The sequence below is a fragment of the Hymenobacter rigui genome (genome assembly GCF_003944715.1).
In the GTDB taxonomy this organism is placed as follows: domain Bacteria; phylum Bacteroidota; class Bacteroidia; order Cytophagales; family Hymenobacteraceae; genus Hymenobacter; species Hymenobacter rigui.
In genome coordinates this window covers 771365-795530 of the sequence record NZ_RWIT01000001.1, presented here as the reverse complement: position 1 = coordinate 795530, position 24166 = coordinate 771365, and the positions used below count along the sequence as shown (strand labels likewise).

Annotated in this window: 18 protein-coding genes; 13 read left to right on the top strand and 5 right to left on the bottom strand. The window is 58.6% G+C overall.

Going from position 1 to position 24166, the window contains the following annotated elements; all coding sequences use genetic code 11:
- The first annotated feature begins 21 nt into the window (after nucleotides 1–21).
- From EI291_RS03335 to EI291_RS03320, 4 genes are all read left to right on the top strand, one after another.
- The gene (locus tag EI291_RS03335) at nucleotides 22–3012 is read left to right on the top strand and encodes a glycosyltransferase family 117 protein (protein WP_125417941.1); all 2991 of its coding nucleotides are present in this window, start codon (nucleotides 22–24) and stop codon (nucleotides 3010–3012) included.
- Nucleotides 3013–3763: 751 nt separating this feature from the next.
- Nucleotides 3764–4318, top strand: a complete 555-nt coding sequence (locus EI291_RS22735; protein ID WP_170172480.1) for a GWxTD domain-containing protein — start codon at nucleotides 3764–3766, stop codon at nucleotides 4316–4318.
- Nucleotides 4282–5289: a 23S rRNA (guanosine(2251)-2'-O)-methyltransferase RlmB gene (gene rlmB, locus EI291_RS03325; RefSeq protein WP_317127638.1), complete on the top strand. Its 1008-nt coding sequence runs from the start codon at nucleotides 4282–4284 to the stop codon at nucleotides 5287–5289. Before EI291_RS22735 ends, rlmB begins: the two co-directional genes overlap by 37 nt.
- Nucleotides 5290–5482: 193 nt before the next feature.
- Nucleotides 5483–6148 carry an outer membrane beta-barrel protein gene (locus EI291_RS03320; protein WP_125417937.1) on the top strand — a complete coding sequence of 222 codons (666 nt, stop codon included), beginning with the start codon at nucleotides 5483–5485 and terminating at the stop codon, nucleotides 6146–6148.
- A gap of 87 nt (nucleotides 6149–6235) precedes the next feature.
- Here EI291_RS03320 and EI291_RS03315 read toward each other — a convergent pair whose 3' ends face one another.
- The gene (locus EI291_RS03315) at nucleotides 6236–7363 is read right to left on the bottom strand and encodes a mannose-1-phosphate guanylyltransferase (protein WP_125417935.1); all 1128 of its coding nucleotides are present in this window, start codon (nucleotides 7361–7363) and stop codon (nucleotides 6236–6238) included.
- Between the two features lie 193 nt (nucleotides 7364–7556).
- A complete protein-coding gene (locus EI291_RS03310) occupies nucleotides 7557–8534 on the bottom strand; it encodes a KpsF/GutQ family sugar-phosphate isomerase (RefSeq protein WP_394343368.1) in 978 nt (325 codons plus the stop codon).
- Nucleotides 8535–8708: 174 nt separating this feature from the next.
- Here EI291_RS03310 and recQ point away from each other — a divergent pair, with 174 nt between their 5' ends.
- Nucleotides 8709–10907 carry a DNA helicase RecQ gene (gene recQ / locus EI291_RS03305; RefSeq protein WP_125417933.1) on the top strand — a complete coding sequence of 733 codons (2199 nt, stop codon included), beginning with the start codon at nucleotides 8709–8711 and terminating at the stop codon, nucleotides 10905–10907.
- Between the two features lie 85 nt (nucleotides 10908–10992).
- Here the strand turns inward: recQ and EI291_RS03300 are convergent, their stop codons facing one another.
- On the bottom strand, nucleotides 10993–11721 hold the full coding sequence (locus tag EI291_RS03300) for a GNAT family N-acetyltransferase (protein WP_125417931.1): 729 nt from the start codon (nucleotides 11719–11721) through the stop codon (nucleotides 10993–10995).
- 95 nt (nucleotides 11722–11816) lie between these two features.
- Nucleotides 11817–12239: a BrxA/BrxB family bacilliredoxin gene (locus EI291_RS03295; RefSeq protein WP_125417929.1), complete on the bottom strand. Its 423-nt coding sequence runs from the start codon at nucleotides 12237–12239 to the stop codon at nucleotides 11817–11819.
- Between the two features lie 175 nt (nucleotides 12240–12414).
- Between EI291_RS03295 and EI291_RS03290 the strand changes: the two genes are divergently transcribed.
- The 7 genes from EI291_RS03290 to EI291_RS03260 all read left to right on the top strand — a co-directional run bounded on the left by EI291_RS03290 (nucleotide 12415) and on the right by EI291_RS03260 (nucleotide 21924).
- On the top strand, nucleotides 12415–12708 hold the full coding sequence (locus tag EI291_RS03290; RefSeq protein WP_125417927.1) for a hypothetical protein: 294 nt from the start codon (nucleotides 12415–12417) through the stop codon (nucleotides 12706–12708).
- Nucleotides 12709–12844: 136 nt separating this feature from the next.
- A complete protein-coding gene (locus EI291_RS03285) occupies nucleotides 12845–13912 on the top strand; it encodes a tetratricopeptide repeat protein (RefSeq protein ID WP_170172479.1) in 1068 nt (355 codons plus the stop codon).
- 151 nt (nucleotides 13913–14063) lie between these two features.
- Nucleotides 14064–16106 carry an OmpA family protein gene (locus EI291_RS03280; protein WP_125417923.1) on the top strand — a complete coding sequence of 681 codons (2043 nt, stop codon included), beginning with the start codon at nucleotides 14064–14066 and terminating at the stop codon, nucleotides 16104–16106.
- A gap of 189 nt (nucleotides 16107–16295) precedes the next feature.
- Nucleotides 16296–19838 (top strand): hybrid sensor histidine kinase/response regulator, encoded by a 3543-nt coding sequence (locus EI291_RS03275; protein WP_125417921.1) that lies wholly within the window; start codon nucleotides 16296–16298, stop codon nucleotides 19836–19838.
- A gap of 36 nt (nucleotides 19839–19874) precedes the next feature.
- Nucleotides 19875–20603 (top strand): LytR/AlgR family response regulator transcription factor, encoded by a 729-nt coding sequence (locus tag EI291_RS03270; RefSeq protein WP_125417919.1) that lies wholly within the window; start codon nucleotides 19875–19877, stop codon nucleotides 20601–20603.
- Nucleotides 20604–20623: 20 nt separating this feature from the next.
- Nucleotides 20624–21241, top strand: coding sequence for a PKD domain-containing protein (locus EI291_RS03265; protein WP_125417917.1), 618 nt, complete (start codon nucleotides 20624–20626; stop codon nucleotides 21239–21241).
- Between the two features lie 167 nt (nucleotides 21242–21408).
- On the top strand, nucleotides 21409–21924 hold the full coding sequence (locus EI291_RS03260) for a hypothetical protein (protein ID WP_125417915.1): 516 nt from the start codon (nucleotides 21409–21411) through the stop codon (nucleotides 21922–21924).
- 72 nt (nucleotides 21925–21996) lie between these two features.
- Here EI291_RS03260 and EI291_RS03255 read toward each other — a convergent pair whose 3' ends face one another.
- A complete protein-coding gene (locus EI291_RS03255) occupies nucleotides 21997–23073 on the bottom strand; it encodes a phospholipase D-like domain-containing protein (RefSeq protein WP_125417913.1) in 1077 nt (358 codons plus the stop codon).
- 818 nt (nucleotides 23074–23891) lie between these two features.
- Between EI291_RS03255 and EI291_RS03250 the strand changes: the two genes are divergently transcribed.
- Nucleotides 23892–24083, top strand: a complete 192-nt coding sequence (locus EI291_RS03250) for a hypothetical protein (RefSeq protein WP_125417911.1) — start codon at nucleotides 23892–23894, stop codon at nucleotides 24081–24083.
- The last annotated feature ends 83 nt before the right edge of the window (nucleotides 24084–24166 follow it).

Sequence of the window (24166 nt, the reverse complement as noted above, 5' to 3'; positions counted from 1 at the left end):
CGGCCACCCCTACCCCCACTTATGCGGAGTTACACACGCCTGAATAACCTTACCGGCTGGCTGGTTTTTGCTATTGCCACCGTCGTTTATTTCCTCACGCTGGAACCCACGGCTTCGTTCTGGGACTGCGGCGAGTTTATTGCCTGCTCCTACAAGCTGCTGGTGCCTCACCCTCCGGGCGCGCCTACCTTCCTGCTGCTGGGCCGTCTGTTTTCCCTGCTGAGCTTCGGCGACGTGACCAAGGTGTCGGTGCTGGTAAATATGCTGTCGGCCCTGAGCTCCTCATTCACAGTATTGTTCCTGTTCTGGAGCATTACTATGCTGGCCAAGAAGCTGGTGCTGCACCGTCCCGGCATGCACGACGACCGGCCCCTGGAACCCACCTTCGGCCAGAGCCTGCTGATTCTGGGCGCGGGTGCCGTGGGCGCGTTGGCTTATGCCTTCTCCGATTCGTTCTGGTTTAACGCCGAGGAAGCCGAAGTGTATGCTATGTCGTCGCTGTGCACGGCGGCCGTGGTGTGGCTGATGCTGAAGTGGGAAAACCGCGCCGATGAGGCCGACTCCGACCGGTGGCTGGTGCTCATTGCCTACGTTATCGGCCTCAGTATTGGGGTGCACTTGCTGAACCTGCTGGCTATTCCGGCCCTGGGCTTCATCTACTATTACCGCCGCACCCAAAACCCCTCAGTCGTGGGCGGCATCATTACGCTGGTAGTAAGCAGCGTGATTGTGGGCCTGATTCTGGCCGGTATCATTCCGGGCCTGCCCACCTTGGCGGGTGCCTTTGAGGTGTTCTTCGTGAACAGCGTGGGCCTGCCCTTCAACTACGGGCTGGTGATTTTCCTCCTGCTGTTCGTGGGTCTGATCTGGCTGGGTTTTCAGCAGTCGTTCAAGCGCCGCAGCCGTCTGCTGAACACGGCCATGCTGAGCTTTGTGTTTATTCTGATTGGGTATTCGTCGTACCTGATTGTCCCCATCCGCAGCTCCTACCACCCCACCATCAACGAAAACGACCCGGAGGATGTGCTGTCCTTCGTGAGCTACCTGAAGCGCGAGCAGTACGGTGACCGTCCGCTGCTCTACGGCCCGCAATTCAACGCCCAGCCCATTGCCCAGGAAGACGGCGCGCCCCGCTACGTGCGCCAGGGCGACAAGTACGTGGTGGCCGAGTACCGCCCCGTGCTGCAGTACAATCCCGAGGACAAAATGCTGCTCCCGCGCCTGTACAGCAATGACCCGCTGCACATGTACAACTACAAGAAGTGGGTAGACATTCAGGAAGGCGTGAAGCCCACGATGGGTCAGAACCTGTCGTTCCTGTTCAAGTACCAGATGGGCCACATGTTCTGGCGCTACTTCATGTGGAACTACGTGGGCCGCGAGGGTGACATTCAGCAATCCGGCATTCTGTGGGGCAGCGGCAACGGTGCCGGCCTGCCCGAGCGGGTAGCCGACAGCCCGGCCCGCAACGCCTTCTTCGCGCTGCCGCTGCTGCTGGGTATCCTGGGCCTGTTCTTTCATGTCCGCCGCGACGGCCGCAATGCTTTCATTGTGGGCCTGCTGTTCCTGTTCACGGGTCTGGCCATTGTGATTTACCTGAACCAGCCCCCCATTGAGCCCCGGGAGCGGGACTACACCTTTGCGGGTGCCACTTTCGCCTTCGCCATCTGGATTGGGCTGGGCGTGCTGGCCCTGGCTGAGCTCCTGGAGAAAGTAGTGAAGTCGGACACGGCGCGGGCCGGCGTGGTAACAGCGCTGGGCCTAGTGGTACCGGGCATTATGCTGGCCCAGGGCTGGGACGACCATGACCGGAGCAACCGCTACAACTCCGTGGATTCGGCCAAGAACCTGCTCAACAGCTGCGCCCCGAATGCCATCCTGTTCACCAACGGCGACAACGACACCTTCCCACTCTGGTACGCACAGGAAGTGGAAGGCATCCGGACGGACGTGCGCGTGGCCGTGCTCAGCTACCTGAACACCGACTGGTACATCGACCAGATGAAGCGCCGCGCTTACAAGTCGCAGCCGCTGCCCATTTCCATGCAGAACGGCAACTACAAGCAGGGCACCAACGACTACCTGCCCTACGCCGAGAACCCCTCGGTGAAGGAGGTGAACGTGAAGGAGTTTATGCAGCTGGTGAACCAGAATAGCCCGTTGCTGCAGGTAAGCTACGGCGACGGTTCGAAGACCCTGCTTTCCTTCCCCACCCGTAACTTCTACCTGCCCGTGGATACAGCCGCCGTGGACAAAATGGGCATTATCCCGGCCGAGCGCCGCAAGCAGCTGGTGCCCCGCATGGAGTGGCAGGTGGGCAAAAGTGCCATCGAGAAGAAGAGCCTCGTGATTCTGGACATCCTGGCTACCAATAACTGGCAGCGCCCGGTGTACTTCAGCAGCACTGTGGACTCGCGCGACTTCATGGGCCTGCAGCCCTACTTCCAGCTGGAAGGCATGGCCTACCGTATCCTGCCCGCCAAAGACCCCAACTACGACCCCAAAGGCGGTTCGGAGGAAGGCTACGTGGCTACGGGCCTGATGTACGATAAGCTGATGAACAAATTCGCATACCGGGGCCTCGACAACGCCAACATCTTCTACGACGAGAACAACCTGCGCTTCCCGGCCAACTACCGCGACAAATTCTCGCGTCTGGCCGATGCTTTGCTGGCCTCCGGCGACAAAGCCCGCGCCAAGCAGGTAATTGACAAGTGCTTTGAGGTGATGCCCGATAAGGCCGTTCCCTACGACTACTACGTGCCGCAGTTCATTCCGGCGCTGGTGGCCGTGGGCGAGCAGCAGCGGGCCAACGAAATCATGGATACCATGACCGGCCGCGCCGAGCGGGCTCTGGCCTATTACAGCACCCACAACCAGGCCCTGTTCGACCAGGAGTTCCAGACCTACCTGCTGGGCCTCAACAGCATCGGCCGCGCCGCCGACGCCATTGGCGACCAGAAACGCGCCACCCGCGCCCTTACGCTGCTGCAGCAGTATTACCGGCAGTAAGCCGCACGGTTTTTGCGCACGAAAAGCCGGCTCCGGAAACGGGGTCGGCTTTTTTCGTAGAATCACGTTATATCCAGCGTTACTGCCTCTGCCCGTGAAATACGCTCTGCTCCTTTCCCTACTGTTTACTTGGGCCGCTGGCGCGCTCCACGCCAACCCGCGCCGGGACTTTGCCACCCAGTACCGACCCGAGCGGCGCATTCTGGTGGATACCCGCCGGGAAGGTGATAGTGTGCGGGTGTACTTGAAGTTCGCCAATCCCAGCGACCAAACTTCTGTACGCTCAGGCCAGCCCTTGCATGTGCTGATCTGGCCATCAGTTGATGCCAAAAGGCCCTTGCGGCAATTGGTCATAGAGCCTATGCGTATTAAACGGTTTTCAGTTACTACCGTGGCATTCCTCTTACCGGTTAGCTACCTGCGGGCGGGATGGGATATGAGTGTGGGCATCAGCACCGCAGAAAATGCCGCCTCGGGTGACGCAGCTTGGTTGCACCTCACGCCCGAAAGCCTCACGCGCCCTTTTATTCTTATTGACACAGTAAGTCAACCACTTATGCGCCGCTATGTGCATGCGCAGGAGGTCTTTTGTATAGGGACATATTCTCTTGAGCAGACTTTGATGACCGTGTATCGATATCCGCTTAGCTCGGTAGCAGCGGCTCCACCTATGGCAGCCAGCAGCACCCAAGGGATACCGTCGCGCATTTTACGTTTACAGGATTCCGCTGTATTCCAGACTAACCTGGGCATGAAACTACCGGCCGGGCTGTTCTTGCTGCGCGTGGGTGGTAGCCCGGTGCGTAGTGGCCTGCTGGTGGAGGACAACCAGTTTCCGGAACTGACGACGGCCGATGAGTTGATTGCCCCCCTGATTTACCTGACCACCTCCCAGGAGCGGCAAAAACTCTTCGATGCTCCCGACCCCAAAAAGGCTGTGGACCAGTTCTGGCTGACGGTGGCCGCCAACAGCCAGCCCATTGCCCGCCAGCTGATTCGTACGTACTACGGGCGGGTAGCGGAGGCCAGCCAGTTATTTTCGGCCCATAAAGCGGGCTGGCTCACCGATAGAGGCCTGTTATACCTCGTGCTGGGGCCGCCGGAAAGCGTGTATCGGGAGGCCGGCATCGAGCGGTGGGTGTACCGCGCCGACGTGGAACGCAGCGGCACGTTCATCTTCCGCGCGAAACCCAGTACCTTTGCCCCAGACAACTACGAACTGGTGCGCCGCCCCGAGTACGAACAACTCTGGTATGCCGCCGTGGAGCAATGGAGAAAAGGACGAACCGCCCGCCCCGGCCGCTAACGGAGCGCCGCCAATTTTATGATTCCGAAAACCGCCCGGTGCCCAACCGTCGCCCCGGTGGGCGCGACGACGATGCGCGCCCCGAAGGTGGCCGCTACGAAGGCAGCCGCGCCGAAGGAGGTCGGTTTGACAATAGCCGCGCTGAGGGTGGCCGTTTCGAGGGCAGCCGCTCGGAAGGCGGCCGCTCCGACAAGAGCCAGTACCACCGTCCGCCCCAGGACCGCAGCATCGACATGATTTTCGGGTTGCGCCCCATCCTGGAGGCACTGAACGCGGGCCGCACGCTGGACAAGATTTTCCTGCTGCGCGGTACCAAAAACTCCATGACCCAGGACATTACCGCGCTGGCCAAAGCCGCCAACGTGCCCGTGTCGATGGTGCCTGTGGAGAAGCTGGACAACATCACCAAGAAAAACCACCAAGGTGCCGTAGCCTTCGTGTCGCCCATCGACTACATGCCCCTGGACAGCATTCTGGCCGGCTTGTACGAGGAAGGCAAAACGCCCTTGCTGCTGGTGCTGGACCGCGTAACCGACGTGCGTAACTTCGGTTCCATTGCCCGGAACGCCGAGTGTATGGGCGTGCATGCCATTGTGGTACCCAGCCGCGGGGCCGCCCAAATCAACGGCGACGCGCTGAAAACCTCCGCCGGTGCCCTCAACCTGATTCCGGTATGCCGGGAGCCCAACCTGAAGGACACGCTCACCTTCCTGCGCGAATCGGGCGTACAGATTGTGGCTTGTACCGAGAAATCAGACGCCAGCCTGGAAGCCGAGACCGTGGACCTCTCCGGCCCTTTGGCCGTGCTCATGGGTTCCGAGGAAGACGGCATCAGCCCCGAATACCTGCGCCTCGCCGACCACAAGCTGCGCATACCGATGGCCGGCCAAATCAGCTCCCTCAACGTGAGCGTGGCTAGCGGCATCATGCTGTACGAAGTGCTGCGTCAGCGGCTACGCGCAGAAGAATAGAACTGGTCCGTTTTCGGTAAAAACACCCGCAGAGACTTATTTCTGCGGGTGTTTTGCATTTTGCGCCTTGGCAATCAGCCATTTGCTCTGCGACACGCTAATGGTCAGTATTGAGCTGCAACCGGCAAAAGAGTTTTTGGCTCACTAGGGAAATCCATCATTACACACTTGATTCCCCCTTCAGCCATTCAGTATGTTGAAAGCTACTTGTACTATTGCCTTTATAGCCGGTCTGAGTATTTCCGCTCGGGCCCAGGATCAGCCTCACAAGGTTGAAGTAGGCTTGGACGTTGTTAATTATTCGCCGTTCACCTCCGGCTACAATTACTTCTACAACGCCTATAACAACAACAAAACCCAGTGGCTTTCCGGCGTCACCTTCCGCTACAACTTCGACCGTTTCGGGTTGCGCGCCGGTGCTAACTACACTACCAATACCGACAAGGTAGATGGCAGTGGCTGTGCCGATTGCTTGGTCGGCCAGACCAAGGGTAAAGAGTTACGGCTCAAGCTCGGCGGGCAATATTCGCCGTTCGCTAAGGCCCCGTGGCTGTACGTATTCACGGATGTATACTACCGCCGCTACACGTCGGAAGGCAATTTCAGCGGAGGCTTTACCGGCAATCAGAATGTAGTGCTGGGCTTACGCTCGAACGGCGTTGGCTTTAATGCGGGTGTAGGGGCCAAAGTCCGGCTGCTCAATCATGTGCACCTAAATCCTGAGGTGTACTACGACGCAGCCCGCGCCCGCAATACTACAACGAATAACGACCCTGCGTCGGGCACGACTTACCTCGGCTCCAATCGTACTCGTTTACACGCTCCAGCAGCCCGGCTTAATCTCCTTTTCGCCTTTTAGCCACAGCCTACTCTCCGATACCATAAGAGGCCCGCTCTGCAGAAAATGCGGAGTGGGCCTCTTATGGTATCGGCATTTGAAGCTGGCTTAGTTATAGCCCACACCCTTCTTCGATTTCACGTCGGCTACGAAATCCTTCACCCGCTGCTCCTCGGTGCGTTTGCAGATAAGGAGCACGTTGTCGTACTCGGCCACGATGTAGCCTTCCAGCCCTTGCACTACTACCAAGCGCTCGGAAGGTGTTTTGATAACGCACTCCTTGGTATCGTAGAGCAGAGCGTTGCCATCCACCACGTTTTCATCGGCGTCGTGCTGGCCCATGCGGTGCAGGGAATCCCAGGTACCCAGGTCGCTCCACCCAAAATCGGCGGGCAGCACGTACACGTTATCGGCCTTTTCCATCACCCCGTAGTCGATGCTGATGTTGCGGCAGTGGCTGTAGGCGCGGGCAATGAAGGCTTCCTCCTGCGGGGTACCCAACTGACCTTCGCCTTCATCGAATACCTCGGCAATATCGGAGAGGTACTGGTGGAAGGCTTTGATAATGGCATCGGCTCGCCACACAAACAGGCCGGAGTTCCACAGAAAGTCGCCGCTGGAGAGGAACATGCGGGCCAGTTCCAGATTCGGCTTCTCAGTAAAGGTCTTGACTTTGCGAAGTCCGGCCGGGAAGGTGCCATGTTCATGGCCCGGCATCGTCTGCACGTCTTGGGGTTTCACGGCATCATCCAGAAACTGGATGTAGCCATAGCCGGTATCGGGGCGGGAAGGCTGAATCCCCAGTGTGATGAGCACATCATGGGTCTGGGCACCGTGCAGCGCCGTGCGGATGGCCGCCCGGAAGTTCTCCTCGTGCATCACGGCGTGGTCGGCGGGCGTTACCACGATGACGGCCTCCGGGTCGCGCTGGGCAATCCGGTAGCTTGCGTAGGCAATGCAGGGAGCCGTGTTGCGGCCAATCGGCTCGCCCAGAATCTGACTGGAGTGCAACTCCGGCAGGTGCTGGTGAACCAACTCCATATAGTCCCGATTAGTCACCACAAACACGTTTTCAGGCGGACAGATGCCCCGGAACCGGTCCACCGTCAGCTGGAGCATCGACCGACCCAGGCCGAGTACATCATGAAACTGTTTGGGGTGATGGGTGCGGCTGAAAGGCCAGAACCGGCTGCCAATGCCACCGGCCATTACAACAAGGTATGTGTGCTGTTCCATCGGAGCCGGACCAGAAGCCCGTGATTGGAGAGAGAAAAAGTAGGTAGAGCAGATACTATAGGCCGAAGCCCAACCGTAGCCATACTACCGCATCCAAGGTACGGAAGTAGCAAATGCTATGTATCGGTTAGGGCAATAATAACTGATCGATATTTTATATAATAATTCTTTCAAAAATTTATATTAAAATAATCTACACTAAACCCTCTCGCAGCAGATCGTGCAGGTGGATAAAGCCGTTGAAACGACCCTGTTCCAGCACTACCAACTGCGTGATGTTGCGCTCCTGCATCCGGGCCAGGGCCTCCATGGCAAAATCATCTACGTCGATGGTCACGGGAGCCGGGGTCAGAATGTCCTGGGCCCGTACAGCTTCCAATCGGCCGGCGTAAGTAGTGAGCATGCGGCGCAGGTCGCCGTCGGTGATGATGCCAACCAGTTCGCCACCCTCCGCCAGCACCGCCGTAGCCCCCAGCCGCTTACCCGATATTTCCAGGATGATATCCTTCAGCGGGGCCGTATCGGGTACCTGGGGCTGCTGATTCTGGCGGCTCAGGTCGCCCACTTTCAGATAGAGCTGCTTGCCCAGCGTACCACCTGGGTGCAGGCGGGCAAAATCCTGGCGGGAGAACTCCCGACTTTCCAGCAAACACACGGCCAGCGCATCGCCCAGGGCCAGGGCGGCGGTGGTACTGGTGGTGGGGGCCAGGTTGTTGGGGCAGGCTTCGCGCTCCACGGGGGCGTGCAGCACGTAATCGGCCTGCACGGCTAGGTAGGAATCGGCGTTGCTGACCAGAGCCGCCAGCGGTACACCTTTTCGCTTCAGCAAGGGCACCAGCACCTTGATTTCGGGCGTGTCGCCGGATTTGCTGATGGCAATAACGAAGTCCCCGGGCTGAATCATGCCCAGGTCGCCGTGGATGGCATCGGCGGCGTGCATAAACAGGGCAGGCGTACCGGTAGAGTTGAAGGTAGCCACCATTTTGCCCGCAATGTGGGCACTCTTGCCGATGCCCGTTACCACCACCCGGCCGCGTAAAGAGAGTATGGCCTCTACGCATTGTGCAAAATCAGGGGTCAGGCTAATGGCCTCAGCCACCCCCATAATTGCCTCAGCTTCTTGCTGAAGCACTTTTTTTGCAAGATTGTTGAGTTCGTTCTGCGGTTTCAATCTAAATTTGATATTGTATTTCGGGAGCTGGACCGTAGCGGCAAAATTTGGGTAAGACCGAATTCTTTCACTTAACTCCTTAGTACCGAATTCCTAAAATCCCTAGATTGTAAGAAGCAACACTGTTGTGCTGCCACGCCAATCTGCCAACCAACTGAGTAAGTGAGGATGTCCATGCCAGCCGTGAAACAACAAGTGCAGCGAGAGGCTGATTTGAAAGGCAAGTTAAAGGAAGTTTTTGGGTACGGTCAGTTCCGCGGCGTGCAGGAAGACATCATCCAGAACGTCATTGCCGGCAACAATACCTTCGTTATCATGCCCACCGGGGCCGGTAAGAGCCTGTGCTACCAACTCCCCGCCCTCGTATTGCCCGGCACGGCCATCGTTATTTCGCCCCTCATTGCCCTGATGAAAAATCAGGTCGACCAGCTCAACGCCTTCGGGGTAAATGCCCAGTTTCTGAACTCGACCCTGTCGAAATCGGAGATGAACCGGGTGAAGAAAGACGTTATCAGCGGCGAGGTGAAGCTGCTGTACGTGGCTCCCGAAAGCCTGACCAAGGACGAAACCATCGAGTTTCTGAACAAGGCCACCATCAGCTTCGTGGCTATTGATGAGGCGCACTGCATTTCGGAGTGGGGCCATGACTTCCGGCCGGAGTACCGCAAAATCCGCAGCATCATCGACGGACTGGGCGTGCAGGTGCCCATTATTGCCCTCACGGCCACGGCTACGCCCAAAGTGCAGCAGGACATCCAGAAAAACCTCCAGATGGATGAGGCCTCCGTGTTCAAGACCTCCTTCAACCGCACCAACCTGTACTACGAGGTACGGCCCAAGCACAACACCAAAAAGCAGCTGATTCAGTACGTGAAGCAGCGTAAGGGCCTGGCCGGCATTGTGTACTGCCTGAGCCGCAAGAAGGTGGAGGAAATTGCCGAGCTGCTGAAGGTGAACGACGTGCGGGCCCTGCCCTACCACGCCGGCCTCGACCCGCACGTGCGCATGGCTAACCAAGATGCCTTCCTGAACGAGGAGTGCGACGTGATTGTGGCCACCATTGCCTTCGGCATGGGCATCGATAAGCCCGACGTACGCTTTGTGATTCACTTCGATACCCCCAAAAGTATTGAGGGCTACTACCAGGAAACTGGCCGCGGCGGACGCGACGGCTTGGAAGGCGACTGCCTGATGTTCTACAGCTACGACGACATCGTGAAGCTGGAGAAGTTCAACAAGGATAAGCCCGTAACGGAGCGCGACAACTCCAAGCTACTGCTGCAGGAAATGGCCAACTACGCCGATTCGGCCGTGTGCCGGCGCAAGCAGCTGCTGCACTACTTCGGCGAACATTTTGAGCGGGACTGCGGCTTCTGCGACAACTGCAAGCACCCCAAGGAGCGGTTTGAGGCGAAAAACGAGGTGCTGATGGCCTTGAAAGCCGTGGTGCAGACTGACGAGCGGTTCGGCCTCGACCACATCGGCACCGTGCTGATGGGAATGAACAACCCCCACGTGGAAAGCTACGGCCACGACAAGCTGCCGGTGTACGGCCAAGGCAAAGCGCACGACGCGCAGTTCTGGCATTCCCTGCTCCGCCAAAGCCTGCTGAATGGCTTCCTGGAAAAAGATATTGAAAACTTCGGGGTGGTGAAAATCACGCCCAAAGGCATTGATTTCATTGAGAATCCGCATTCAATCAAGCTCACCAAGGACCATAACTACGAGGAAGAGGTGAAAGAAGAACAGGAACAGGAAGAAGTGCAGCAGGCAGCCGGCCACGATGAGGCCCTGTTTGAAATGCTGAAGGCGCTCCGCAAGAAGGTGGCGCAGCAAAAGAACCTCCCGCCCTACGTGCTGTTTCAGGACCCCAGCCTGAAGGAAATGGCCACAACGTTCCCCACCAAGATGGAGGACTTGTCGCACGTATCGGGTGTGGGTCAGGGCAAGGCGCAGAAGTTCGGCGCGCCTTTCCTGGACCTGATCAAGAAGTACGTGGAGGACAACGACATTATGACGGCCGCCGACGTGGTGGTGAAATCGGCCGTCAACAAGTCGAAAATCAAGATTTACATCATCCAGCAGATCGACAAGAAGATGGACTTGGAGGAAATTGCTTCCTCCAAGGGCATTGACATGCGGGAGCTGATGGAGGAAATCGAGCACATCTGCTACTCCGGCACCAAGCTCAACCTTGATTACTACATCAACGGGGTGCTGGACGAGGAGCGGCAGGACGAAATCTACGATTACTTCATGACGGCCCAGACCGACAACATTGCTGTGGCACTCAAAGAACTAGGCACCGACGACTACACCGAGGAGGACCTGCGCCTGATGCGCATCAAATTCCTGAGCGAAGTAGCTAACTAAGTTATTGAGAGCTGAATGATGAGAGCTGGGTTATGAATTGGTTATTCGATCAACCAATTCATAACCCAGCTCTCATCATTCAGCTCTATAACCAGAGGTGGTATACATGCTCTTCGTGGATGCGTTCGAAGCCTTCCCGCTCGTAGAAACGACAGGCCCCTTCGTTATCGAGTTGGGTGGTTACCTGAATTTCGGGGAGTTGCCAGGCGTGGGCGTAGTGCATAGCGGCATTAAGCAGAAGCTGGCCGATACCTTGACTACGGTAGCCTTCCTGCACGGCTAGCAGCCCGATAATGGCGTGCGTGGTTTGGTAGCCCAGCGTGAGCAGACCCAGCGCATTGGGCTGCGTTACGGGCTGGTAGATGAGAACCTGCCGGGCCGTCTGACCGGTTACGCTGCTCCGGATCCAGTGTTCATACAGCCGCTCGTACACGCCGGCCTGAAAGACCGGATCAACCCGGAACCGGGAGTGGTGGCCGCTCTGGCGAGCCAGCTCCAGCAGCCGGGGCGTTAGCTCATCCGTCGGGAACACGTCCTCGGAGATGGGCGGAGGTGTAGTCGGCACGGCCCGGGCAAAGCGGGCTTTGCGGTCGGTGAGCGGAATACCAAGGGCTTGGGCACTGGCCGCCGATAATGCATCGGTGGGCTCAGCAAACCAGTACACCAGCCGCCAACCGTCCTCGCGGGCCTGCCGGATAACCTCGCGCAACTGAGCCTCCGTGAACCGCTTGCCTTTCAGCCGGCCCACCGGAAACCCAAAAAACTGCGTATCCCACGGCAGCAATTGTACCCCGTATTCCATCAGTAGTTCCATAAGCTGTAACCGGCTCTCAGCGCCCTAAACGAAAAACCGTCCGTAACAATAGTTACGGACGGTTAAACGATTCAATTACAGAAAAAGCCAATTAATTAGCAATATTCTTCAAAAGCACCTTGTAGGTTATTTACAATCCGCATCAGGTCGTTGCCTTCGATGTGGTAACGCTCAATCATGTGCACCAGTTCGCCATCTTTGAACAGGGCGATGCAGGGGCTGCTGGGCGGATAGGGCAGCATGTGCTCCCGGGCTTTGGCTACGGCTTCCGTTTCCATACCGGCAAACACAGTTACCAGCTTGGCAGGCTTCTTCTCGGAGCTGGAAACGGCCATTTTCAGGGCCGGACGGGCTTTGGCGGCGGCGCAGCCACATACCGAGTTAACGGCTACCAGCACGGTTCCGCTCTGGTCGTTGAGGGCGGTATCAACCTCCTCGGGGGTCATCAGTTGCTCGAAGCCGGCCTCAACGAGGTCCTGGCGAATGGGAGCTACCATGTATTCGGGATACGTGGCCATAGGTGAAAGCTAGGCTTTAAGATGAACTTCTGCCGGGGCGAATTACCCAACGGCCGTACAAAATTACGCAACTGCGGCCGCACTGCCACAGTTGGCGTATAGAACTGCGGCCAGCCAACGGAAGTTTACCGCACGCTGGTATTTTTCTTCTGCAGCTGCTTTTCCGAGTCCGAATATGAAATACGCCGATTTTCTCACCTCCCAGACCCAACCTGAGCCACCTGCCGGCCTCTCGCCCATTCTGGAAGCCCTATGGTATGCCGGCCGCGACGAATGGCACCGCGCCCACACCATTGCCCAGGACAATGAGCACGATGCCCCGCATAACTGGCTGCATGCGTTTCTGCACCGGCAGGAAGGCGACGCGGGTAATGCCGCTTACTGGTATCGGCGGGCCAATCGGCCGGTTTTCAATGGCTCCCTGCGCCGCGAATGGGAAGAAATGGTCCGGAATCAGCTACCGGATTAATAGGGCAGAAATAGGATTGCGGGCTACTATTTCATCTTGCCAAAATTCAATGCAAATACATTTAACTGATTCACTTACCGCCTATTCCGTAAATAAAATTACATTTACCCCGCGCCTCTATAACGGGCGGGACAGCATGAATCAGACGTATATCCTTACCATTGGGCTTCTGCTGACTACGGCTGCGGCCCAGGCTCAGGTCGATACGGTGCGGGCCTCCACCCTGCCCCCGGCCCAGCAGGCCGAGAAACTCTATAACAGCGGTGTAGCCAAATTCAACCAGAAAAGCTACCGCGCCGCCCTCCAGGATTTCGATAAGGCCCTGGCCGCCAAGCCCGATTTTGCCAAGGCCTACTACAACCGCGCCGCCGTGCGCTACGAGCTGAAAGAGTACCCCACGGCCGTGCAGGACTACGACCAGGCCATCAAGCTCGACCCCAACACCTTCACCTCCTACTTTGGGCGGGCCCAGGCCCGGGAAGCGCTGAAGCAGCCCGCCGAGGCCGAGCAGGACTACGGCAAAGCCGCCGAGCTGAAGGCCGACTACGCCCCCGCCTGGTATTACCGCGGAGCCCTGCGTTTCGAAAAAGCCGACTATCAGGCTGCCAAAGCTGATTTCGACGCCGCCATTAAGGCCGACCCCACCTACGCCTACGCCTGGCACGACCGGGGCAGCGCCCAGCGCCAGCTCAACAACCTGCCCGCCGCCATTCAGGACTACACCCAGGCCCTGAAGCTGCAGCCCGAGCTGTTACCGGCGCTGCTGAACCGAGCCGCCACCCGCCGCCGCGCCGGCGACCTGAAAGGTGCGTTGCAGGATTACAACGACTACCTGCGCCAAAAGCAGGACAACGCCTTAGCCTACACCAACCGCGGCGCCGCCCGCTACGAGCAGGGCGACTACAAAGGCGCCGTGGACGACTTCACCAAGGCCATTGAGCTGGACGCGCAGTACGCCTTTGCCTGGAATAACCGCGCCGCCGCCTACCTCAAGCTGGAAGACTACAAAAAAGCCGAAACCGACGCCAGTAAGGCCATCGGCCTGAACGCGCAGTACGCCGAGGCCTACCTCAACCGGGGCCACGCCCGCGAAATGCTGCGCAACCCCGACGCCGCCTGCCAGGACTGGCGCAAGGCTGCCGAGCTGGGCTTGGAAGTGGGTAACACCCACGCCGCCAACTCCGGCTGCGGCACGGCGGAGTAAGGAATAATGAAAAATAGAACGCCATGCTGAGCTTGCCGAAGCATCTCTACCGCTTCGTTGCATTGCCATTAATTAGTCAGAGGTAGAGATGCTTCGACTTCGCCTCCAGCTTCGCTCAGCATGACGCCTTTTTATAACGCATCAGATCCTCATGCACAAATACCTACTCGCCCTGCTGCTCCTGAGTACCCCGGCCACCTTGCTGGCCCAGGATGTAGAATTCAGCAAAGACCGGTTCGGCAACGATAAAGAAGGGCTGAAAGCGGCGCTCAGGGAAATCAAGCTCGGGGACGAATTCTACGACTCCGACCCGGCCCGCTACGAGCAGGCGCTACCGCACTACCTGTCGGCCCAGAAGTTCAACCCCAACAACGCCCAGCTCAACTACAAAATCGGCGACAGTTACCTGCACTCCGGCTTCAAGCCCCGGGCGCTGGAGTATCTGCAGAAAGCCTATCAGCTCAACCCCGACGTGGACCCGCGCATCCATTACGCGCTGGGCCGGGGCCTCCATCTGAACGGGAAGTGGGACGAAGCCATTGCCGAGTACAAGCGCGCTACCCCCGCCAGCGGTACCAAGAACACGACCGCCTTCACCCAGGACATCCAGAAGAAAATCCGGGAGTGCGAAAACGGCCGCAAGCTGGCCGCCAGGCCCACCCGGGTGTTTATCGATAACGCCGGGCCGGGCGTGAACTCGCCCTATCCCGAGTACGGCCCCGTAATCACTGCCGATGAGGCCGTTATCCTATTTACCTCGCGCCGGCCGGGCGGCACCGGCGACCTGAAGGACCCCGAAACCGGCGGCTTCATGGAGGACATTTACACCAGCACCCGCACCGCCAAGGGCAGCTGGGTGGATGCCCGCAACCTGGGCGAGGGCGTGAACACCGAGGGCCACGATGCCACCGTGGGCCTCTCGCCCGACGGCCAGCGCCTGCTGGTGTACATGGAAGACAACGGCGGCGACCTGCACGAGGCCAACTTGCGCGGGGCCGAGTGGCGCAAACCTCAAAAATTGGGCTCCCGCATCAACAGCAAGTACCACGAGTCGTCGGCTGCCTACACGCCGGACGGGCGCAGCCTGTACTTCGTGACCGATAAGGAAGGCGGCCTGGGCGGGCGCGACATCTACAAAGTGGAGATGGAAGGCCGCGGCCCGGCCCAGAACCTGGGCTCCGTCATCAACACGCCCTACGGCGAGGAAGGCGTGTTCCTGCATCCCGATGGCAAGACGATGTACTTCTCCTCGGAGGGTCACAACTCCATGGGCGGCTACGACATCTTTAAATCGGTGTTCGAAAACGGCAAGTGGAGCTCCCCGGAAAACCTGGGCTGGCCCATCAACACCCCCGACGACGACGTGTTCTTCGTGATTTCGGCCTCGGGCCGCCACGGGTACTACTCCTCGTTCCGGGAAGACGGGCTGGGTTCCAAGGACATCTACCAAATTACCTTTCTGGGCCCCGAAAAGCCACCTGTGCTCAGCCAGGAAGACCAGCTGCTGGCCTCGCGCGTGCAGCCGGTGAAGGAAACCCTGCTGGCCCCACCGGTAGCCATTGTGGCCGCCCAAGTAACTATTCTGAAAGGTATTGTGACGGATGAAGCCAGCAAGCAGCCCATCGAGGCTACCATTGATGTGGTGGACAACTCCCTGAACCAGACCATTGCCTCCTTCCAGAGCAACGGGCAGTCGGGCCGCTACCTGGTGTCGTTGCCTTCGGGCGTGAACTACGGCATTGTGGTGCGCAAAGACGGCTACCTGTTCCACTCCGAAAACTTCGATTTGCCGGCCGGGGCGGCGTATTCGGAAGTGGTGAAGGACATTGCCCTTAAGAAGTTGGACGTGGGCGTGAAGGTGGTGCTCAACAACATCTTCTTCGACTTCGATAAGGCCACGCTGCGCAAGGAAAGCACTAACGAGCTGGAGCGCCTGCAAAAGCTGCTGACCGAAACCCCCACCCTGCGCCTCGAAATTTCGGGCCACACCGACAATGTGGGCAAAGCCGAATACAACAAGGACCTCTCGCAGCGCCGCGCCAAAGCCGTGGTGGATTACCTCGTGGCCAAAGGCATCGACAAAGCCCGCCTGACCTTTGCCGGCTACGGCGACACCCAGCCGGTGGCCTCTAACGCTTCCAAAGCCGGCCGCCAGCTCAACCGCCGGACGGAGTTCAAGGTGACGGGCAAGTAATAGCTGGTTTTCGCGCAGGGTCTCGCAGTGGGGGGCGCAGGGTTTCGCAGGGTCGTTCAACTACCACCGCGAAACCCTGCGCCCCCCACTGCGAGACCCTGCGCGAAAAAATACCAAGCTTAACGCCAAAACGCCCGCGTCCGCCGAGAAATAGCCCAGGCTGCACTGCCGGCCTGTATCTTGCCCATTGTGATACACCGTCTGCTGCTCCTTTTCTGCCTGTTTGCGCACCTCGCCACTGCTCAGCGCCTGCCCCAACGGCAGTTCCTGAAGCAGTTCGGGGCCGCCGAAGGGTTGCCGCAGCCATTTATTTACGCCCTGGCCCAGGATAACTCTGGCTACCTCTGGATTGGCACCGCCGAAGGGCTGGTGCGGTTTGATGGCACCACGTTCCAGACGTTCACCACCCACGAAGGGCTGGCCGAAGACTTCGTAACCGGGCTATACGTGCATCCGCGGAACGGCCAACTGTGGGTAAAGCATTACCAGGGCCGCGTATCCATCAGCCAAGGCCGCCGCTTTCGGCGCGCCACCGCCGCCGATGGCAAACAGGTTCGGATAAAAGGCTTGCCCACCCCCGATACGGCCGCCATCGGCCGGTTCCGCCACCGGTTCCGCCCCGCCCTGCCCCCCAATGCCATTATCAGCCAGGTGTTGCGCGACGCCGAAGGCACTTACTGGATTGGTACCACCGGTCTGGGCCTGTGGCGGCTGACGGATGCCCACGTGAGCTTCTCGCCAACCCCGGCGCGGTTGACGGCCTTGGCTGGGCGAGGTGCTTTGATAACAGCAGGAACTGCCGCTGGACAGCTGGGCCGTCTTTTACCCACTCCTGACGGACTAACGTTACGCTTTCAGCCTGAACGACAAAGTGGTTCCGTAACGGCATTGCTTCCGGTTAGTGCTTGGAGCTTGGCAGGAACTGACGGAAAGGGTGTACATCCTTTTGTATCGGTGACCACGGACATCGACGCTCCGAATCTGGCTGACTTGCCCACTGATCTTCATGTCACTGCTCTGGTTTTAGATAAATCAAATGATACTCTCTCTCCCGGCAATAGGAGTTTTTGGGTAGGCACCATTGGTGAAGGCGCTTTTCACGTGACAGGCCGGCAGGTGCGCCACTACACCACCGCCAACGGCCTGCTGCAGAACGATGTGTACGCCATTCTGCCCGACCGGCAGGGCCGGGTGTGGTTTGCCACTGACGGTACTGGCCTGGCAGTGCTGGAAAACGGCCGCTTCCGGGTGCACCGCTTGGTGCCGGGCGGCGTGGATGCCACCGCGCTGGCCCAGGACGCCGCCGGCCGCGTCTGGATTGGCACCGAGGGCGACGGGCTGTTTTGTTACGAGCAGGGCCGGTTCCGGCAGTTCACCACTCACAACAGCGGGCTGGCCAGCAACTACTGCTACGGTTTGCAGCCCACGCCCACCGGCTTAGTAGTACAGCACCGCAACGGCCTCTCTCTGGGCCAAGGCACGCAGTTCACCCCTATTTCCACCCCCAACAACCCGATTATCCGCGACCTGCTGCCCAACGCCGCGGCCCTGCTCCCTCCATCCGATTCGGCGGTGCTGCTGGCATCCCGCACGGGGCTGGTACAGGTACGGCTAGCGGTGCCGCGTCGCATCGCCACGCCGGTAACGCTGACGGGGGCGGAGGTGGATGGCGTGCGGCAGCCCGCGGGGCCGCTGCCGGAGCTTTCGGCCCAGCCCCACCACGTCACGTGGTTTTTCCGGGTGGCCAGCCTGGCTCCCGCTGGCACCTGGCAGTACCAATACCGGCTGCGGGGCTTTCTGAATACCTGGAGTCGCCCTACCGCCACCGGCGAGGCCGATTTTCCGCGACTGGATGCGGGCCGATACGTGCTGGAAGTGCGGGCGCGCCGCGGCGCGGAAGGCCAGTGGTCAGCACCGGTTGCTACCCGTTTCAGCATTGCTACTCCGTTCTGGCGCACGTGGTGGTTTGCGGCGCTGGTGCTGCTGGGGGCGGCGGGGTTGGCCTACGCCTTTGCCCAGGCCCGCACCGCCACCCTGCGCCGCCAGAAGCTGCAGTTGGAAACCACCGTGCGCGAGCGAACTGCCGAGCTGCGCCACCAGAAGGCCGAAATCGAGCAGATCAACGCCGACCTGGTAGTGGCCCGCGACGCGGCCGAGGCGTCGCGCCGGGCCAAGGCGCAGTTTCTGGCCAACATGAGCCACGAAATCCGCACGCCCATGAATGCGGTGATTGGCCTCACCCATTTGCTGCGCAACACCCCCGTCAGCCCCGAGCAGGGCGAGTACCTGCAGGCCATCCAGTCGTCGTCGCAGAACCTGCTGGTGATTATCAACGATATTCTGGATTCCTCCAAAATCGAGGCCGGCAAGCTCACCCTGGAGCAGGCCCCGTTCCGGCTGCCGGAGCTGGTGGAGCGGGTGGCGCGCATGTTCCAGTTTGCCACCGAAGCCAAGGGCCTGCACCTGCGCACCGAGGTAGCCCCCAACGTGCCCGCCGCCATCCTCGGCGACGCCGTGCGCCTTAATCAGGTGCTGGTGAACCTAGTGGGCAACGCCGTGAAATTCACCACCACCGGGGGCGTTACCATCCGGCTGATGCTACAGCCTAGCACCAGTGAAATGCCCGAAATGCTCCGCTTTGGGATACAGGACACTGGTATTGGCATCCCAGCAGAGAAGCTGGACACCATTTTTGAGGATTTCTCGCAGGCCAATACCAGCACTACCCGGCAATTTGGCGGCACCGGCCTCGGCCTGAGCATTGCCCGCAACCTGGTGCAGCTGCACGGCGGCCGACTGTGGGTAGAAAGCCGGGAAGGCGTGGGCTCTACCTTCTGGTTTGAAATTCCCAGCCACCCTGTCGATGCCGTTGCTGTACGCGCCGAAGCTACCGGACCGCTGGCCCCTTTCGAGCCGGCCCTACGGGTGCTGGTAGCCGAAGACAACGACCTGAACCAGTTGGTGGCCCGCAAAACCTTGGAAGCATGGAACGTGGAGGTAACTATTGCCGCCAATGGTCGTCTGGCCGTGGAAGCTGCCCGCCAGCAGTTGTTCGATGCGGTGCTGCTGGACGTGCAGATGCCCGAAATGGATGGCTACGAAGCGGCCCGCCAGCTGCGTAGTCTGTTTCCGGATGCTATGGCGCTGCCTCTCATCGGCCTCACTGCCTCCGCCCTGCCCGAAGACCGGGCTCTGGCCATGGAAGCCGGCATGAACGATACCCTCGCTAAGCCCTTCGACCCGGCTGTGCTGTACGCCCGCCTGGCTTATTTCACCGGCCGCACGCTACCGCCAGAGACACCACGCCCAACCGGTGCCACCTTGCTCAACCCGACTATGGCTCCGGAGTCAACCTCCTTTTCTCCCTCACTCCACGTCCAGACTGATCCACTTCTGCAGCCCGATTGGAGCCTGTTGGAAGAACTTGCCGGCGGCAATGAGGCCTTTGTTCAGCAGATCGTGCGCACTTTCCTGGCGCAGGCCCCCCCGCTGGTTGAGCAGCTACAGCAGCTTGCCGGCTCCGAGTTGAGTCAGACGGCTCATCGGCTCAAAGGCCAGGTAGCGTACTTTGGCCTGAATGTTCTGACTGAGCAGTTGGAGTACATAGAGCAACAAGCCAGAGCTACTGCCACCGCTGACAGCCTGACCGAGGCATCTGAGCATATTCATCGACAGCTACTTATCATCTATCCTATGCTGGAACAGCGTTTATCGGCAGCTGAACATAAATAATAGGCTTTTTTCCAGTCAGCTTGTACCTTTGGCGCTATGGCTGAATCTACTGTACCACTGCGTTGCCTGGTTGTTGATGATGATCCGCTGGCTATTCAGATTGTGGAAAACTGCATCAGCAATACTCCGTTTTTGCAGCATGTAGCCAGTTGCGAAAGTGCCATTGCCGCCGCCGAAGTGCTGCGTCAGCAGCCCGTTGACCTGCTGTTTCTCGATGTGGAAATGCCCCTGATGTCGGGGCTAGATTTGCTGCGCACTTTGCAGCATCCGCCACTGGTGGTCCTCATCACCAGTAACAAAGGATACGCGGTGGAAGCATTTGAGCACGATGTGCTCGATTACATTGTGAAGCCCATCAGCTACGCGCGGTTCCTGAAAGCCGCCCAGAAAGCATTGGAAGCGGTAGAGGCCCGTAATAATCCTGCCGCCGACGCCATTGAAGCACCCCAGAATACGGAGTTTACTTTCGTGAAGGTGGATAGCCGGCTGGTGAAAGTGCTATTTGATGACGTACGCTACGTGGAGGCCCTTGGCGACTACGTGCACATCGTAACGGGCCAGAGCAAGCTCATTGTGTACAGCACCATGCGGGCCGTGGAAGAGAAATTTCCGGCCACCCAATTCGTGCGGGTACACCGCTCATTTATAGTCAACCTGAAGCGTGTGCAAACCATTGAGGATAACACTGTTATCATCGACAATAAGCACATTCCCATTGGCCAGACCTACATGCGCGAGGTTTTTCAGCGGCTGAACAGGTTCTAACGCTCTGCCCTTCATTGCCCATGACGCTTCGCGGCCTGGTACGTTTTCTCTATGGTCTTATGGTGCTGGTGGGCCTGTTGGCGGCCGGCCCCGCGGCGGCTCAGCAGGCTGGCGATACCCTGAGCGTAGACTGCCCAGCTCCGCGCGTACTGGAAATGTGCGTGGAATTGGATGCTCGCCGGGCCATTGACCCCGACGCCGGCCCCCTCACCTTCCGCTGGACCATGGGCGACGGTACCCAGCTCACCGGCCCCACTGTGCAGCACTGCTACCAGCGGCGCGCCAGCTACACCATTCAGCTGGATGTGATAGAAGAGGCTACCGGCGAAGTGCGCACCGCCGAAAAGCTCATCCCGGTTGATTTCACCAAGGAAATCGTGCTGAATTTCCGGGCCGTTGACACCGTACGCGTGGGCCAGCCCGTGACCTTCGATGCGCTGGACTCGCAGCTGCCGCTGTGCCAGAATGTGGTAGTGCTCTGGGATTTTCGGGACGGCTACGTGACAAATGGCCGACTGGTACAGCATGCTTTCCGCCGGCCCGGCCGGTACGCCGTGCGCATGAGTCTCCGCGGCAACGGTCCCGATGCCTGCCCATCCAGCCACTGTGTCAGCCGCATAGTTCAGGTTATTCCCTGATGTCACAACCGCAGCGCTTAGGCTGCCGCCGAGCGAGTTGTTGGCCCCGTTCAGCTTATGCACCATGCACTGTACACAGCCGGGTTATATTTTAGCGGCTGCTTATTGCCTGGCGCAGCAGGCAGCCTGTTTTTACTTTCATCCAGAACACCCGTTTGCCTTTCCCTATGAACAACCTCTACTCTTGGCTGCTGGCCGCTTTTTGCCTTTTTTCATTCACGCAGCTACATGCCCAGGAGGCCTCTCCTGCCTTTAAAAGTGAGGCTACGGCGGCTACCCGTCAGCTGGCGGCCCTTATTTCGTTGGATGATGCTCGCCAGCTGCCGGTGCGCCGTTTCACGCAGATACGGCTCACGCAGGAAGCCGAAGCGCGGCAGCTGTACGCCAATGATGCCGATATGCTCGGAAAAAAATTAGCGGATATCGGCCAGGAATACACCCGGCAACTGGAGCAGGTCCTGACGGCAACTCAATATCAGCGCTTTCTGGCGGCCGCTCCCGGCATGCTGCCTGCTTCCGTAGCCGCTGTTGCGGCCCCTCAACCGGCCGCTCAACCGGCCGCTTCCGTAGCCCCGCCCCAGCCAGCTGTTCCAGCCATAGTGAGCAAAAGCCAACCCAGCCGACCGACCGCACGGCCCACGGCTCCGCGCTCAACACCCGCCAAAGCCGCCGCCCGGCGTTAGTCAGTCACGCAAGCACAAGCACGCCGCCCCGGCCAGCACCTGCATAACGGGTTGCGGCCGGGGCGGCGGCATTTAGGTACGGTTGCGCTCAGCCTGCTCAGCTGCCGACTGCTCCAGCTGCTGCTGCCGCAGGATACCCAGCGTCAGTTCCCACAGGTCTTCGTAGGGAATGATTTCGATTTCGCCGTAGGCTTCGCCGGGCTGCGGCGCAGCACGTAAGCGTTCCAGCAGTGGGGCGCTTTTCTTCTCACACGCGGCCAGCACAAAGTTTTCCTTCACCGTCGTCAGCAGCATTCTAAAAAACAGCTGACTGCGGAGCGTTGCCGGGTCACGCAGGTGGCGCTGCTCGTATTTGCGCAGGCCTTCCAAACGGGCCAACAGCCCCTCAATATCCCGGCGCTGCAGGAAGTACAGGAACTGTAGAATCAGGATGGCCACGTTGTATCCCTGCTTGTCGCGGCCGTAGTCGGGCACCGTTTGCACAAACTGCGTGAAATGGCGCATTTTCAGGGGTGACTGCTCGGGCCGGACAAACTGCACGTACGCCTCGTACAGCTCCCAGCGCTGCTGGGCCGCCACCCGCTGTTTGCGGTAGTAAGGGTTTTTGCGGGCCTGTTGCAGCAGCTCAAACGCCTGACCATACTGCCGGGCATGCACGGCCAGCAGCAGGTAGGTTTCCAGGAAATAGAACCAGTTGCCGGACGAATAATGAAAATCTTTGAAGTACTCCTCGGCCAGCGCTAAGCCCTTTTCCGATTTACGGCAGCGCAGGTGCGCATACACGCTCATATAGTTGTTGAAACGCTTGTCGAAGCGTTTTTCGTTGATTTTACCCTGTTTTCGCGCTTTCTCCGTGGCGGAGGTAATGTTGATAATCTCCTGATAATTACCCACCAATTCCTCTTTCGACATTCTGATGAAGTACAGGAAGTGGAACGTATTGTAGCTTTTCACCTGCTTGTGCAGCTGTTCCAGTCGGGCCTCAAACGCCGGCATCTGGTTCACCAGAAACTTGCGTGATTTCACCTTGTGGTTGAGGGCCATCTTGATGTCGGTGTACAACGTCTCGGCCTCTTCCTCTAGGGCCAGCTTTGCTTGGTATTTGCTTAGCTGTTTAACGATATGCTTATACTTTGCCGGCTGCCGCATTTCCGCGTACAGATTCCGTAATATACGGGCACCAAGCATTGTATAAGCCGTGAATTCAGCAGCTTCTGCTATTCGGATAAATCTTCGGAAGAGCTTTTCCGCCATATTGTACTCTCCTTCACCGGCCAGTATTTTGGCTTGGTGCAGCAGCCCCAAACACTGCTGCTCATAGCGCCTGGACGCAATGTGGCGCGGATCAGTCTGGTCCAGAAAATACAAGTGGTTCAGCAGCTTCTGCTGTACTCTCGACTTGAGTTTGCGGTACGTAGCCTGGGTTTTGGTATCTGTTTTTCCGTAGAGACTCTTGACTAACTGCGTCTGGGTAATCACCGGCCCTTCCAGCAACCTGACGAGCCGCAGATCTTTTTGCGAAGAATTTCGGTCTGAGAAATCAAGAAAAGGTAAAACAGCTTGTCGCCTGTCTGTCACAATTCTTACTAGTGTTGTCAATTCATCCATAGTAAAATACTGTTTATAGGCTGTTTTAGCCAATATACTACAATATACGCACGCCGTTACCTATGTCACATTTTTCGAATGCCCTGCCTTTATCCATTGGGAAAATCCATCGGACTTTTGTAAACGGTTAATTGTGTTTTTTTTCGGAGGCAGATGTCACAAAATCATCTAATCTGGGCTTAAACTATTCTGCATTTCTATCTTATTCCTCACGCTACTTACTAGTTCCTCCCGGATTATTTCCCGGTAATACGCGCCTGTTTCAGGTCACATTTATAGCCTGTATTTCCTTTACGGCGGCTGGTTTGGACCCCACATTTGTGTCATTCAATCACTTGACACACAAATATTTCCAAGCCATGTTAGAGCTCATCACCATCGCCCTTTTCCAGTTCGCCAGCCTTGCTTCTACCGACGTTACTACCGTTGCGGCGACAGATGCTTCTACCGGCACCACTGCATCGGCGGATACTGACCACGGCACCGGCGGCTGGGGCGACGGCCACGTAGTTGACGACCACGGCACCGGTGGCTGGGGCGACGGCCACTAGGCAGCACCAAGCTGCTGGTATTTGCAAAACGTGGTAACTTGCCCGGACGTAGGTCTTATGCGGTTACCCGTTCATGAAGCAGC